12 protein-coding genes are annotated in these 12,910 nt (G+C 44.2%); 6 read left to right on the forward strand and 6 right to left on the reverse strand.

The features are described from left to right. Positions 1 to 97 precede the first annotated feature (97 nt). Both IH597_14470 and IH597_14475 read right to left on the reverse strand, forming a co-directional pair. Positions 98 to 1,021, reverse strand: coding sequence for a 4Fe-4S dicluster domain-containing protein (locus IH597_14470; protein MBE0663656.1), 924 nt, complete (start codon positions 1,019 to 1,021; stop codon positions 98 to 100). Continuing rightward, a complete protein-coding gene (locus IH597_14475) occupies positions 996 to 1,430 on the reverse strand; it encodes an Rrf2 family transcriptional regulator (protein MBE0663657.1) in 435 nt (144 codons plus the stop codon). Before IH597_14475 ends, IH597_14470 begins: the two co-directional genes overlap by 26 nt. Positions 1,431 to 1,914: 484 nt before the next feature. On the opposite strand from IH597_14475, the gene IH597_14480 reads away from it, so the two are divergent. Beyond that, complete coding sequence (locus IH597_14480; GenBank protein ID MBE0663658.1) at positions 1,915 to 2,892, forward strand: hypothetical protein; 978 nt, start codon at positions 1,915 to 1,917, stop codon at positions 2,890 to 2,892. A 135-nt stretch (positions 2,893 to 3,027) separates the two neighbouring features. Here IH597_14480 and IH597_14485 read toward each other — a convergent pair whose 3' ends face one another. Next, the gene (locus IH597_14485; GenBank protein MBE0663659.1) at positions 3,028 to 3,426 is read right to left on the reverse strand and encodes an Rrf2 family transcriptional regulator; all 399 of its coding nucleotides are present in this window, start codon (positions 3,424 to 3,426) and stop codon (positions 3,028 to 3,030) included. Between the two features lie 320 nt (positions 3,427 to 3,746). Here IH597_14485 and IH597_14490 point away from each other — a divergent pair, with 320 nt between their 5' ends. The 3 genes from IH597_14490 to miaA all read left to right on the forward strand — a co-directional run bounded on the left by IH597_14490 (position 3,747) and on the right by miaA (position 7,077). Next, positions 3,747 to 5,171: an HD domain-containing protein gene (locus IH597_14490; protein ID MBE0663660.1), complete on the forward strand. Its 1,425-nt coding sequence runs from the start codon at positions 3,747 to 3,749 to the stop codon at positions 5,169 to 5,171. 35 nt (positions 5,172 to 5,206) lie between these two features. Continuing rightward, positions 5,207 to 5,785: a hypothetical protein gene (locus IH597_14495; protein MBE0663661.1), complete on the forward strand. Its 579-nt coding sequence runs from the start codon at positions 5,207 to 5,209 to the stop codon at positions 5,783 to 5,785. A gap of 365 nt (positions 5,786 to 6,150) precedes the next feature. Then, the gene (gene miaA / locus IH597_14500) at positions 6,151 to 7,077 is read left to right on the forward strand and encodes a tRNA (adenosine(37)-N6)-dimethylallyltransferase MiaA (protein MBE0663662.1); all 927 of its coding nucleotides are present in this window, start codon (positions 6,151 to 6,153) and stop codon (positions 7,075 to 7,077) included. A gap of 240 nt (positions 7,078 to 7,317) precedes the next feature. Here the strand turns inward: miaA and IH597_14505 are convergent, their stop codons facing one another. The 3 genes from IH597_14505 to IH597_14515 all read right to left on the reverse strand — a co-directional run bounded on the left by IH597_14505 (position 7,318) and on the right by IH597_14515 (position 11,043). Beyond that, positions 7,318 to 7,935, reverse strand: coding sequence for a T9SS type A sorting domain-containing protein (locus IH597_14505; GenBank protein MBE0663663.1), 618 nt, complete (start codon positions 7,933 to 7,935; stop codon positions 7,318 to 7,320). Positions 7,936 to 8,080: 145 nt separating this feature from the next. Further along, complete coding sequence (locus IH597_14510) at positions 8,081 to 8,632, reverse strand: hypothetical protein (protein MBE0663664.1); 552 nt, start codon at positions 8,630 to 8,632, stop codon at positions 8,081 to 8,083. A gap of 386 nt (positions 8,633 to 9,018) precedes the next feature. Next, on the reverse strand, positions 9,019 to 11,043 hold the full coding sequence (locus IH597_14515) for a S9 family peptidase (protein MBE0663665.1): 2,025 nt from the start codon (positions 11,041 to 11,043) through the stop codon (positions 9,019 to 9,021). 274 nt (positions 11,044 to 11,317) lie between these two features. Here IH597_14515 and IH597_14520 point away from each other — a divergent pair, with 274 nt between their 5' ends. Next, complete coding sequence (locus tag IH597_14520; GenBank protein ID MBE0663666.1) at positions 11,318 to 12,163, forward strand: universal stress protein; 846 nt, start codon at positions 11,318 to 11,320, stop codon at positions 12,161 to 12,163. A gap of 150 nt (positions 12,164 to 12,313) precedes the next feature. Continuing rightward, positions 12,314 to 12,895 (forward strand): phosphohydrolase, encoded by a 582-nt coding sequence (locus IH597_14525; protein ID MBE0663667.1) that lies wholly within the window; start codon positions 12,314 to 12,316, stop codon positions 12,893 to 12,895. Positions 12,896 to 12,910 lie beyond the last annotated feature (15 nt).

Raw genomic sequence — 12,910 nt, forward strand, 5'->3', positions numbered from 1 at the left:
CAATTAGTTAATTTGTTAATTCGTAGGTTCTTTGAGCCTTGAACTTCGAACCTTAAACATTGAACCTTGAATTTGGAATTTTGAATTTGGAATTTTCCTAAACCCATTCCTCCTTAATTACCTCCCCCTGTATGCTGACCATTGCCAGTTTCATTGGAGTTTTTTTGCCGGATCTTGCGATGGCCGTTTGAGCCATGCGTTCCAATCCACCGCAGCAGGGAACTTCCATAATTACTACTGTGAGGGTGTTGATGTTGGCATGCTGGATCATGGCTGTAAGTTTTTCAAGATAGGTTTCCTGGTTCGAATCCAACTTCGGACAGGCGATGGCCAGTGTTTTGCCTTTCAGGAATTTCTGGTGGAAATTGCCGTGGGCAAAAGCTGCACAGTCGGCGGCAAGCACTACATCGGCATTTTTAAAGTAAGGTGCATTTGGGTTCAATAAATGTAATTGAACAGGCCATTGACGGAGTTCGGAAGGGCCACCACCATTTCCTTCAGGTTCATGATTGTGCGCATGTGTATGCGCTACGGGCTGCTTTTCCCTGAAATCCGCCATTGCCATTCCGGGGCAACCACCACCTCCGTGGGCTTTCTTCTGCTCAGCAACAACTTGTTTAATGCTTGGATGGCCAGCAGCTTGAGCGTTGCCTCTATCCAATTCACCGCCCGGGCTAAGGTCAATGTTATTTTTGCGGATGTATTCGATGGCTTCCTGAAGAAACCCTTTCTGGTTATGATCGCGAAGATGTGAGAAGTGGGCAAGCACGGTGTTGCGGCCTTTTTTTACAATTTGCTCCATTACAAGGGTTTCATTGTAGGGTTCAGCCTCGCATTCTTCCATTGTGATGGCTCCCACCGGGCAATGACCAACACAAGCGCCAAGGCCGTCGCACATCAGGTCGCTGATAAGGCGGGCTTTGCCGTCAATTACCTGCAGCGCTCCTTCATGACAATTGGGAATGCAATCGCCGCAGCCGTTGCAAAGGTCTTCGTCAATGTTTATGATCGTTCTTTTCATCCTGGGTTTTGTATTGAATGTCTGATAATTTTTTATTTTGAAGGTATTCGATGAAATCACTCGTGAACTGCCGGGTCATGCCACCAAATATGCAATCGGAAAACGGGCAGGGACTATTATGCAATCCGCAATGGTCGCGGTCAATGATACCTTCCATCAGCTGATAAACTTCGAACAATGATATCTGATCTGCTGCACGCTTCAATTCAAATCCGCCTTTTGGCCCACGGTTCGAAACCAGTAAATCATACTTTACAAGTGTTTGCAATACCTTGGCCAGATGATTCTTTGAAGCGCCTGTAATTTCAGCGATATTGTTCACATTCAGTTTCGCATTTCCCGCCGCTATTAATGCCATGCTATGAATTGCCAGCGAGGCTGCTTCTGATATGTTAATGAATTTTGACATTATGCAGTAATTAGGTATTACAATGCGCAAATGTATAAATAATTTTTGAACCCTGACAACATTACCTTGAAATTTTAATTTTTGGGTTTTGGATTTTTTAGATGGAGTAATAGTGTAATGCCCGCCCGAACGTGCCGCTTCGATACGGGTGGGGAGTGATGGATGTTAATTCAAAATTCAAGATTGAGTCTGCTACGAAAAGTCACAAATTGCTGAAATTTAGCGTTTTTAGCCCCTGACCCCTAAAGGGGAAACGCTAAAAATCAGCAATTTGTGGAAGTCCCCTTTAGGGGATTTAGGGGCAGATTTACTTTTCGGAGTGGGCTCAAGATTTAAGATTCGGAAATCCACAAATGATTGTTATTTGAATTTTTAGTTTTTGGGCTTTGGATTTTGGGCTTTGGACTTTAGAACATGAGATATTTTAAATCCTCTATTGCTTTTCCAGGAAACATGCTATATTTACAGCCTCAACACATTAATCATGCGAACCATCAGAATAGCATCTATTGTGTGTTTATTTCTTTTAAGCACACTATCAAGTCTTTCCGAAGAGTTTTATATAACATTGTACACCATTCCGCCGCGCAACCAAATTGATTTTAGCTCTCCCCGCCGAATGATGGTAACATCATCTTTGAATGCCTTTTCCCTTCATTTCAGCCAGCGCAAACATGCAATGGGACATGTTTTCATTGAGTTGGCGGGCCCGGAATATTCAACTTTTGTTGAATCTGTCAAAAGGCAACTTTTTATTTCGGGTAGAAAAGATGTCATGAATGGTTATGGCCTTGGGATTCTTTTTGCCGGAATTGATGGCAGGCTTGGATTTGGTAATCCAATCACTAAGGATTTGTCGCATCATTACCATAATGGTAAAATAGCGTTCATCAAAGCAAAGATCAGTGAAGAAAATTTTGATAGATTGACAAACTATCTCGAAGAATACCAGGAGCGGGGTTATGATAGAATTTACAATGGACTGAATAAACCCCGGGAAGGCCTGGGAGCTGGCTGTTCGGCCTTTGGCGTTAGTTTTTTTGAAGTTGCCGGAATCCTTCAACCCGGTTGGGAAGATAGCTGGGTCGCAGAGGCCAAAGTGCCTTTTCATTTGATTGGAGGTCCAACAACAGGTAATATCGTTGCTCTTTCCGAGGTATTTATTGAAAAACAATGGGCTGGCGGTGAAGAGCCTTTTCGCCTGTTCAGGATCATTGATCCTTACCTTATTTTTAAGTGGGTAAATGAAAAGTGGACAACCCTGATGACGGAAGATAATTCTGATTCAACTGCTGAAATTGACGGCAAGCTTCAAGTTTGTCCCGTGATGCTGGGGAAAGCCAGGGGACTGGTATATGATTTCAGTGAATATCCAGCCCCGGACGAACCCATTTTCTTCCCTCCGGACCAGAAGCTAAAGGATGAACTATTATCAGGCCGCTTCAAACAAAATGACAACTAGGCTGAGGCTTTTTTCGTCGGTGGAGTTCCATAATTATAAACCACTAAGGCACTGAGAACACTTAGATTCACTAAGTGTTTCTTAGTGAACTTAGTGTCTCAGTGGTAATTAATCTTTTAACATTTTCTATTCTTCCTACAAAAACTCTTCAATAGTCTGGCTTGCCAGGTGATCGCGGAATTCAGCCGTGAGTTTCTTTACAACATTTCCCATCAGGCATTTATCGAATGGGCAAACCGGATGCTCCATGGGGCAATCGGTGATCTCAATCTTGCCTTCAATGGCTTCGTATATGTTCAACAAAGTAACTTCATTTGGCTCTTTGCGCATTATAAAACCACCGCTTGGCCCGCGGGTAGAGGAAAGGTAGCCATCCTTGACTAAACGCTGCAATACCTTAGCAACATGGTGTTTTGATGAACCGGTGGCTTCCGATATTTTGTTCACATTCAGCATTTCTTCGCTGCGGGAAATCAGCACAAAACTGTGAATAGCAATGGATGCGGCTTCTGACAGGGCAATGATACGCGACATACAAGTAAATTAGGTATTTGATTGCGCAAATATCGGAAATAATTGATTCAAAATATATCCTGATCAAGAAGAGATCCTTCACTTCGTTCAGGATGACAAAATTGAGACATCCTTAGCTAAATGCGAGGATGTCTCAAAACTCTCGGTTTTATCGGTTTTTGTCATTCTGAGCGCAGCGAAGAATCTAATTTACAATTTCAAAAAGAGATCCTTCACTTCGTTCAGGATGACAAAATTGGGAAATTCAGAGACGCAAGGCGTTGCGTCTCTACCCCCATTGATAATTTCGGTGACACCGGATTTTCCCCTAATTTTGCCGCATGGAAAATAAAAGCTTTGCTGAGGATTTGCAACATCCGGTTTTTGAGATCACGGCCCAGGCTGCCCGCGAAATGGGCAAACCGGCTTTTGTGATTGGCGGTTTTGTGCGCGACCTCATCATGCAGCGCCCCTGTACCGATATTGATATTGTGGTGGCCGGCAACGGCATTGAACTTGCCAACAGGGTAGCCGAGAAGATCGCGGAGGGAAGCCAGGTGACGGTGTTCAAAAACTTCGGCACCGCCATGCTGCATTTCCGGCATTACCAGGTGGAATTTGTAGGCGCCCGCAAGGAATCCTACAACAGGGATTCAAGAAAACCCATGGTTGAAGAAGGAACCCTGGAAGACGATCAGTTTCGACGTGATTTTATCATCAACGCCCTGGCGCTGAGCTTACAAACCGAAGATTACGGTCGCCTTGTTGACCCGTTTAACGGTTTGCAGGATATTGAGAACCGAATCATCCGCACTCCCTTAAATCCTGATACCACATTTTCTGATGATCCGCTGCGTATGATGCGTGCGATCCGTTTTGCGACCCAACTGGATTTTGGGATCGAACCCGAAACCTGGCAGTCAATACAACGAAACAGGGAGAGGATTTCGATCGTTTCGGGTGAGCGGGTGACAGAAGAACTTAACAAGATTATTCTGGCCCAGGTTCCATCAGGAGGTTTTAAATTGCTTGACGAATGCGGCTTATTGGAGCTGATCTTCCCCCAGTTTCTCGCCCTGAAAGGCGCTGAGCTTGTTGAAGGCGTGGGTCATAAAGATAATTTTTATCATACGTTGAAAGTGCTTGACAATCTGGCTGAGAAATCTGAAAACCTTTGGCTGCGATGGGCTGCATTGCTGCATGATATTGGAAAGCCCGCCACCAAGCGGTTCAATGTCGAAACCGGATGGACTTTTCATGGGCATGACCATTTGGGTTACAAAATGGTTCCCCAGATTTTTAAACACCTCCGGCTGCCCCTCAATGAGAAAATGAAGTATGTGCAGAAACTTGTGTTGCTGCACCTGCGGCCCATCGTGCTTTCTGAGGAACAAGTTACTGAGTCGGCAGTGCGCAGGCTATTGTTTGATGCCGGCGATGATATTGACGATCTGATGCTCCTCTGCGAAGCCGACATCACTTCAAAAAATCCGAATAAAGTAAGGCGGTTTCTAAGCAACTTTGCCCTGGTTCGCAAGAAACTGAAAGAAGTGGAGGAAAGCGACAAACTCAGGAACTGGCAGCCCCCGGTTTCGGGCGAGGTGATCATGGAAACTTTTGGTTTGAGCCCAAGCCGTGAGGTTGGGGTCATAAAAACGGCCATACGCGAAGCCATCCTTGATGGGGTCATAAGTAATAATTTTGAAGAAGCTTATGCCTTAATGTTAAAGGAAGGTGAAAAAATGGGGCTTGAGCGGGTCAAATAATCTTTATCTTTGCAGGCGACTAAAACACACCCATCATGCACGCATATCGTTTCAGATTACTTGCAGAAGACCAGGATGAGTTCCTAAGAGATATTGATATCCTTGCGAACCAAACCTTTGAGGAATTTCACCGGGCTTTGATTGCAATGTTCAAACTTGACAGTGAAGAGTTGGCTTCCTTTTATATTTGCGATAATAAATGGCGCCGGATAAAAGAGCTTACGCTTATTGACATGGAGCATGATGAGGATTTTGATGATGAGGATGAAGACGAAAAGCCGGTTAAGAAAAACAAACTGCCTGTTTTTGTGATGAACCAGGTGAAGATCAGGGATATTATTGATGATCCGCATCAGCGCATGGTGTATGAGTATGACTTCCTGAACCCTGTTGTGTTTTATATTGAATTGTACAAAATTGTGCCAGGCGATAAAGAACAGGAATATCCGCTGTGTAGCCGCTCAGTGGGCGAGTTTGTGAGAGCGCCGCTGCGTAAAAGATTTGCACTTGAAGACCTTGGCGAAGATTTGCTAACCACCGAGGATGACATGCTCGACGATATGTTTGAAGTGAACACCGACGAAGGATCGGTGGAAGAACCGACGGAGTGGTAGCTTCGCGTTCGGGGTTCAAGATTCCAGATTCAAAATTCAATATTCAAAATTCCGGGCACTGAGCGTGTCGAAGTGCCGGTTTGACGTTCGTGGTTCGAGGTTCAATGTTGAGTCTTCTCCGAAAAGTAAAAACTAATAATTTTTAACATTTTTTGCGGCAATCTTTATAGGGAAAACGAGAAAAATTAGCTGTTAGCGGAAGTCCCCTTTAGGGGATTTAGGGGCAATACCGATTCGGAATGAACTCATGATTCAATTTTCATATTTGCCGCTGCCACTGCCACTGCCGCTGCCACTGCCGCTGGCGCTGCCAACTGCCTCCTGCTATTGCTAACTGCCAACTGCTAACTGCCAACTGAATAAAAATGCACACAAACCTCCCACCTCCCAACACCCCCCTGCTAATCGTGCTCGCCGGCCCAACGGCTGTTGGGAAAACTGGTGTTGCTTTACAATTGGCACAGGAGTTTGGGACGGAGATTATTTCTTCTGACTCAAGGCAGTTTTACAGGGAAATGAAAATCGGAACCGCCATTCCTTCGCCGGAAGAACTGTCAGTGGTTACGCATCATTTCATCGGGCATCTTTCAATTCATGATCGGTATGATGTTTCGAGGTTTGAAACCGAAGCACTTGCCAGGCTGGAGCAGTTGTTTCTTGAACACAAGCTTGTGATCATGACCGGGGGCAGCGGATTATACATCAATGCGGTTTGCAAAGGATTTGACGAACTTCCCGATCGCGACCGGGGCTTGCGCAAGAAGCTTCAGGCTTTATTTGATAATGAAGGAATTGCTGCTTTACAGGATAAACTTAAAAAACTTGATCCGCTGTATTTCGAAAAAGTGGATAAAAACAATCCCAATCGTTTGCTGCGTGCTATCGAAGTTTGCGAGGCCACAGGCAAACCTTATTCACAGTTGAGAAAAGGGCAGGTGAAGGAAAGGCCTTTCCGGATTTTGAAAATTGCATTAAACCGTGATCGTGAAGAACTTTTTGAACGCATTGCTGCAAGAACCAATCAGATGATGGCTGAGGGTTTACTGGATGAAGTAAAAAGCCTCTTGCCCTATCGCCATGAAAATGCCCTGAACACGGTTGGATACAAGGAGCTCTTCGAACACCTGGATGGAAATATCTCACTGGAAGAAGCCATTACCAACATCAAAACAAATACCCGCCGCTATGCCAAGCGCCAGCTTACCTGGTTTAAGAAAGACCATGAATACCATTGGTTTCATCCGGAACGGATTGCGGAAATTGCTACGTTGATTGCCACAGAAAATTCTTGATTCTTGCAATTCAAAAATCAAAATTTCAGATTCAAGTTTAGCGCTCTTTGGAGGGTTGGTATAAAAAGCTTGCCACGGAACTTGTCCGCCGGGGCGGATTCACGGATGAATACATTTAATCCGTTCGTGAATTCGCTTTAAAACCATCATGCCGAGTTAACAGATTCGGGTTTAAGACTTAGGCCATTGTAAGTTTTATTCACGAGTGAAAGGAAATGATAAAAATGCTTGTTAACTTTTTCATAGCTTAATGACTTTTTGGTTGAAACAATTTATTTGATTATTGGATTCGTACCGGATTGTTACAAAGTAAATTCCGGCAGGGTAGTTTGCCAGGTCAATGGATTCAGAGGTGATTGCTTCAAAAGAAACACTGTTTAAACGAAGAATGGGATTCCCGGTAATATTTGTAATTTCCAGCTGGCAATTCTCATAAGAAAACGCAATGTTGGTTTCTATACGAAAAGTATTGCTTACAGGGTTTGGTATTATTCTTAACGATTCTTTTGCAAGGTGATGTTCAATTACACTGGTAACAAATGACCCATTTGTAGTATGGTAAACAAAATCACCACCAACGGCCCAGCCGGTATCAATGCTAAGCATCTGTATGTCGAAAATTTCTTGTTCAAAATCCTGTTGCTTTTTCCAGTTAGCCCCCCCATCTTTTGTTATATATATTGAACCTCCGAACCCTGACCCACTGGTTCCTATCCATCCAACAGTATCGTTTATAAAAAACACGCAGTTGGCTTGAGCTGGAATCCCACGGTAATTATCCGGGAGTGTTTGCTCTGTCCATGTTTCTCCACCATCTTCAGTATATAAAATAAAGTAAGTGTAAGGATAGCCTTTCACACCAACAGCCCAGCCTGATAATTCATCTTTAAAATAAATGTCACGTATCCAATAAGATGAATTTTGAGAAATGTATATATTTTCCCAGGTATATCCACTATTAACGGTTTTAACAATACAGCTATAGACGGTATTGTTTGGTATATCATAATACCCCCCCAGCGAAGCCTATACTGTCGTTCAAGAAATATAGACATTCGATACCGCTTGTATTAATAGCAAAAACCTGTTGTGTTGCCCAATTATTCCCACCATCTGTTGTATGAATCAGCTGGTAATCGTCAGATTGATTGTATAAAGCCCCCCAGCCATTATTTTTATCCACAAAGAACAGTCTGAATACGTTTTGAGTTGCCGGGGTTTGTATTGGCACCCAATTTTGGCCACCATCGGTAGTTTTATGTATAATGCCATTTCCCCCAGCAATAAAGCCGGTATCCTGGTTCATAAATACAATATCAGAGCCATAGTGATCAAAGAACCACCAGTTCGGATCAAGGTACCAGTTTACACCCCCGTCCTCGGTATAAAAATACGGACCGCCAATGGCCCAACCATTATTTTCATCAAGAAAATAAATACGGTCGAGATGGGTGAAGTACTCTATATCCAATTGAGTTTCCCAAATTTCATATTGTGCATATGATATGGAGCATGTGAAAATGAGAGGTAATAAAAACAAGAATTTGTGTTTCATAGTTTAATGATTTATTAGTTGAGACTTCTACTATGATATTTTAATATTTTGCTCTTGTTAAAAGCTAAATGCCAGGCCACGGAACTTGTCCGCCGGGGCGGATTCACGGATGAATACATTTAATTCATGTGCCGCTTTCATTAATAATTTCACACTGCATCATCCTATCACAAACCTGTATAGTCAGTCAATCCCCCTAACCCCCTTTTCAAAGGGGGACGGGCTCTTCGCAAACCTTGCCATAACATTTCACCATTTCGTTCCTCCATTACTCCCCGCCCGTACCGAAGCAGCACGTTCGGGCGGGCATTACTCCATTACTCCATTACTCCATCACTCCATTTCCCCATCTCCCCATTTCCCCATCTCCCCATCTCCCAGCAAACCTACTTCAGCCACTGATCCAGCCATCTGAAAAACTCATTCTGCCATAGAACGGCATTCTGGGGTTTGAGTACGAAATGCGATTCTTCTGCAAAGAACAGCAGCCGGCTTGGAATTCCAAGAAGCTGGGCGGTATTGAACGCTTGCAAACTTTGTGCATAAGGAATCCTGAAATCGTTGGCGCCATGAATGATCATGATAGGCGTATCCCAGTTTTTAACATACAGATGCGGCGAAAAGCGGTAGGAGGGAGGTTGCGGTTCTTCCCAGGATGCGCCTTTATAATCGTAATTCACAAAGAAATACTCTTCGGTGGATGCATAGAAACTTTCGAGGTTGAAAATGCCACAATGCGAAATAAAAGCCTTAAAGCGTTTGTTATGATGTCCGGCCAGGTAAAAAACAGAATACCCTCCGTAGCTGGCGCCAACGGCTCCCAATCGGTTTTCATCTACCCAGGGTTCTTTGGCAACGTCATCAATGGCCGACAGATAATCGAGCATGTTTTGACCGCCATAATCGCCACTGATTTGGTCGTTCCATTCCTGCCCGAATGTTGGCAGTCCGCGGCGGTTCGGAGCCACAACAACATAGCCGTTTGCCGCCATCATCTGGAAGTTCCAGCGGTAAGAGAAAAACTGGCTCACCGCACTTTGCGGGCCACCCTGGCAATACAGCAGGGCGGGATATTTCTTATTGGGATCGAAATCAGGCGGCAGTATGACCCAAACCAGCATTTCTTTGCCATCAGTGGTGGGAACCCAACGCTTTTGGATTGTGGCAAGCATGGTGTTGTCGAGGATTTTTTTATTGGTAAAGCTGAGCTGGGTTTCTTCCCCGGTTTGAACATCAACACGGAATATTTCAGTAGGTAAACCCATTGTCATTTTGGTTCCAACAAGCGCATCATTTGCAATGGCTACGCTCTGGTAGTTGTGATCTCCTTTGGTTATCTGTGCGATTTTCCCTGAGTCAATATCAAGGGAGAATATCTGGTAAGTTGCCTGAATGCCGCTGATGAAATAAAGCATTTTGCCGTCGGCTGACCACGTAAAACCCGATGAACTTTGGTCAAAGTCCTTTGAGAAGTCGGTGGTGGTTTTATTATCAAAATCATGGATCATGATGCGTTGCTTATCGGCTTCGAAACCAGCAGTTGCCATGCTGTGCCAAACCAGTTTCTTTCCATCGGGCGAGAACACAGGTTCCTGGTCATAGCCAGGGTTGTCGGGTGTAAGATTGGTGGCCCTTTTTGTGTTCAGGTCATAGATATAAATATCCGAGTTGGTGCTTAAAGCATATTCTTTGCCCGAAAGTTTCTTGCAGGTATAAGCGATTTTTGTTCCATCGGGGCTCCAGGCGATTTGTTCCATGCCACCCCAAGGTTTCAACGGGCTGTCAAAGCGTTCGCCTTTCATTATATCGAGCGGTTCAGCTGTTTTACCGTTCTCATAGCTTGCCACGAAAATATGGGAATAGGTGTAATCGTGCCAGCTATCCCAGTGGCGGTACATCAGATCGTCAGCAATAAAAGCGTTGGCTTTGGGCAGGTGGGGATATAAATCCAGCGGACTGGCATCGAGCTTAACATCTTGCGTGAAAAGCACATGCTTCATGTCCGGTGAATATGCGAACCCATTGATGCCGCCTTCCACATCGCTTACCTGGCGCGGGTTGCCGCCATCGGCATCCATTTCCCAGATTTGCATTGAGCCTGAGGCAGAAGTCAGGTAGCCGATTGCCTTACCATCGGGACGCCAGATGGCATTATAACAACTTGTTTCCTGTGAAGTGATTTTTTTCGGTTCGCCACCAGCAACGGGCACAATGAACAAGTCGCGTTTGCCCTTGTTTTCTTCAATGCTGTAATTGGTAATCCCATAAAGCACCAATGTACCGTCAGATGATACCTGGGCTTCGCTAACACGGCCAAGCGCCCACATAAGCTCAGCTGAAAAAGGTTCATTTGCCTGGGCTGTGAGACCCAACAACAGGATGATCGAAAGCAGTGTGTTTATTCTTTTCATTTTTTCAGGATTTAATGGAAATTGTTTGAATGCGAAAATATGAAAAAAGGAGGTTGTTTGATCCGAATTGAAATTTTAAACCCCTTCCGTCTGACCGCTCCAAGCGGTCCGACGGATATTATGGAACTTTTGTTTATCCGTCAGACCGCTCGAAGCGGTCGGACGGGTAAATGAAATACAAAATTCCTCTGTTTCTTGCACCCCAAAATATTTTTACTAATTTTGTTCGGTTCTAAATCTGAATATCCAATCAATAAATCAAAAGCCTGTTATCATGGACGTCAACAAAATGAAAAACATCATTCTGGTTCCCACCGATTTTTCGGAGGTGTGCACCAATGCTGCCAATAAAGCCGCTGAAGCAGCCGGTTCGCTGAAATTTAAAGTGGTGCTGCTGCACGTGATCAACAAAGAAACCAAGGCATACCTGAAAGAAGAAAAGCTTTCGGCTGAATTCATTGATCAGCGACTGAAAGCCCTTGCTTCCGAACTTAAGACTGCCTACAATGTGGAGGTGGATTATTTGGTTAAAGAAGGTACCATATTCGATGTGATCCCGGAGGTTGCAACTGATCTTGGCGCAAACCTGATGTACCTCGGCACCCACGGGAAAGTTGGCATGCAACACCTCACCGGTAGTTTTGCCATCAAAGTGGTCACTTCATCACCCTGCCCGGTCATCGTGGTTCAAAAAAGGCCATTCGATAAAGGCTATAAAAATGTTGTATTGCCCATCACGAGTGGTGCCGGCCCATGGGAAAAAACAAAATGGGCTGTTTATATGGCCAAACAGTTTGGCTCAACCATTCAGTTGTTGCTTCCTAACAATCCTGCCGAGGATGTTACATCTGCTACCGAAAGAATTTCAGGCTATTTCGATAAAAATGAAGTTACCCACAGTGTAAGCATAGCCGGTAAAGCAGGAAGTTTTTCCAAACAGGTAATTGATTTTGCTGTTGCCGGCAATTCCGATCTTATCATGATCATGACCAACCCCGATAAAGGCTATTCAAAGTTCATCCTGGGAAGCTATGACGAAGATATGCTCTTCAATGCAGCACAGGTTCCTGTAATGTGCATTAATCCACGGAAATTCAATTACGAGATTTTAGGTTTATAGATGGTTGTTCTTGCTGCTAAATAGCAGTCGTTAAATATTGCAAGGTTTATGGATCGTTGTCAGGATAACCCGGGCAACGATCTTTTTACATAGAGAATCAAACAAAGGATAAATTCTATTTTTACAGTCGTTTACTCATATACACACACTATGAACCTGGATGCTGCCCGCGATTATATCCTGAAACGTATGGCTAGTGAGCTTAGCCCTCATCTGCATTACCATAGTATTGATCACACCTTTGATGTGCATCACGCCTGTCTTGAACTGGCCAGAATTGAAGGGGTTAACGGTTCAGACCTTGCCTTGCTTGAGACTGCCGCTTTTTTTCACGATTCAGGAATTATTGAAACTTATGAGAACCATGAAGAGGCTTCGGTGAAAATTGCCAGGGAAATTCTCCCGGAATTTGGATACACAGAAGATGAAATGAAAATCATAGAGTGCATCATCCTCAAAACAAAATTGCCACAGAGCGCCATTACCCTCCTGGGTGAAATTCTTTGTGATTCTGATCTGGATTATCTTGGGCGACCCGATTTTTTTATGATTGCGCAACGCCTGCGCTACGAATGGGAATTGATGGGCAATCGTTATGGTTTGAGGGAATGGTATGAGATGCAGCTCAGATTTCTTGGGAACCATAAATATTATACCCGTGCCGCCCGCCTGTTGCGCGATGAAGGAAAGAGGAAGAACCTTACAGAAATTGAAAGGACATTGGGCAAGTAAACCGTTCACACAATT

It is taken from the genome of Bacteroidales bacterium (assembly GCA_014860575.1).
Lineage (GTDB): Bacteria > Bacteroidota > Bacteroidia > Bacteroidales > JAAYJT01 > JAAYJT01.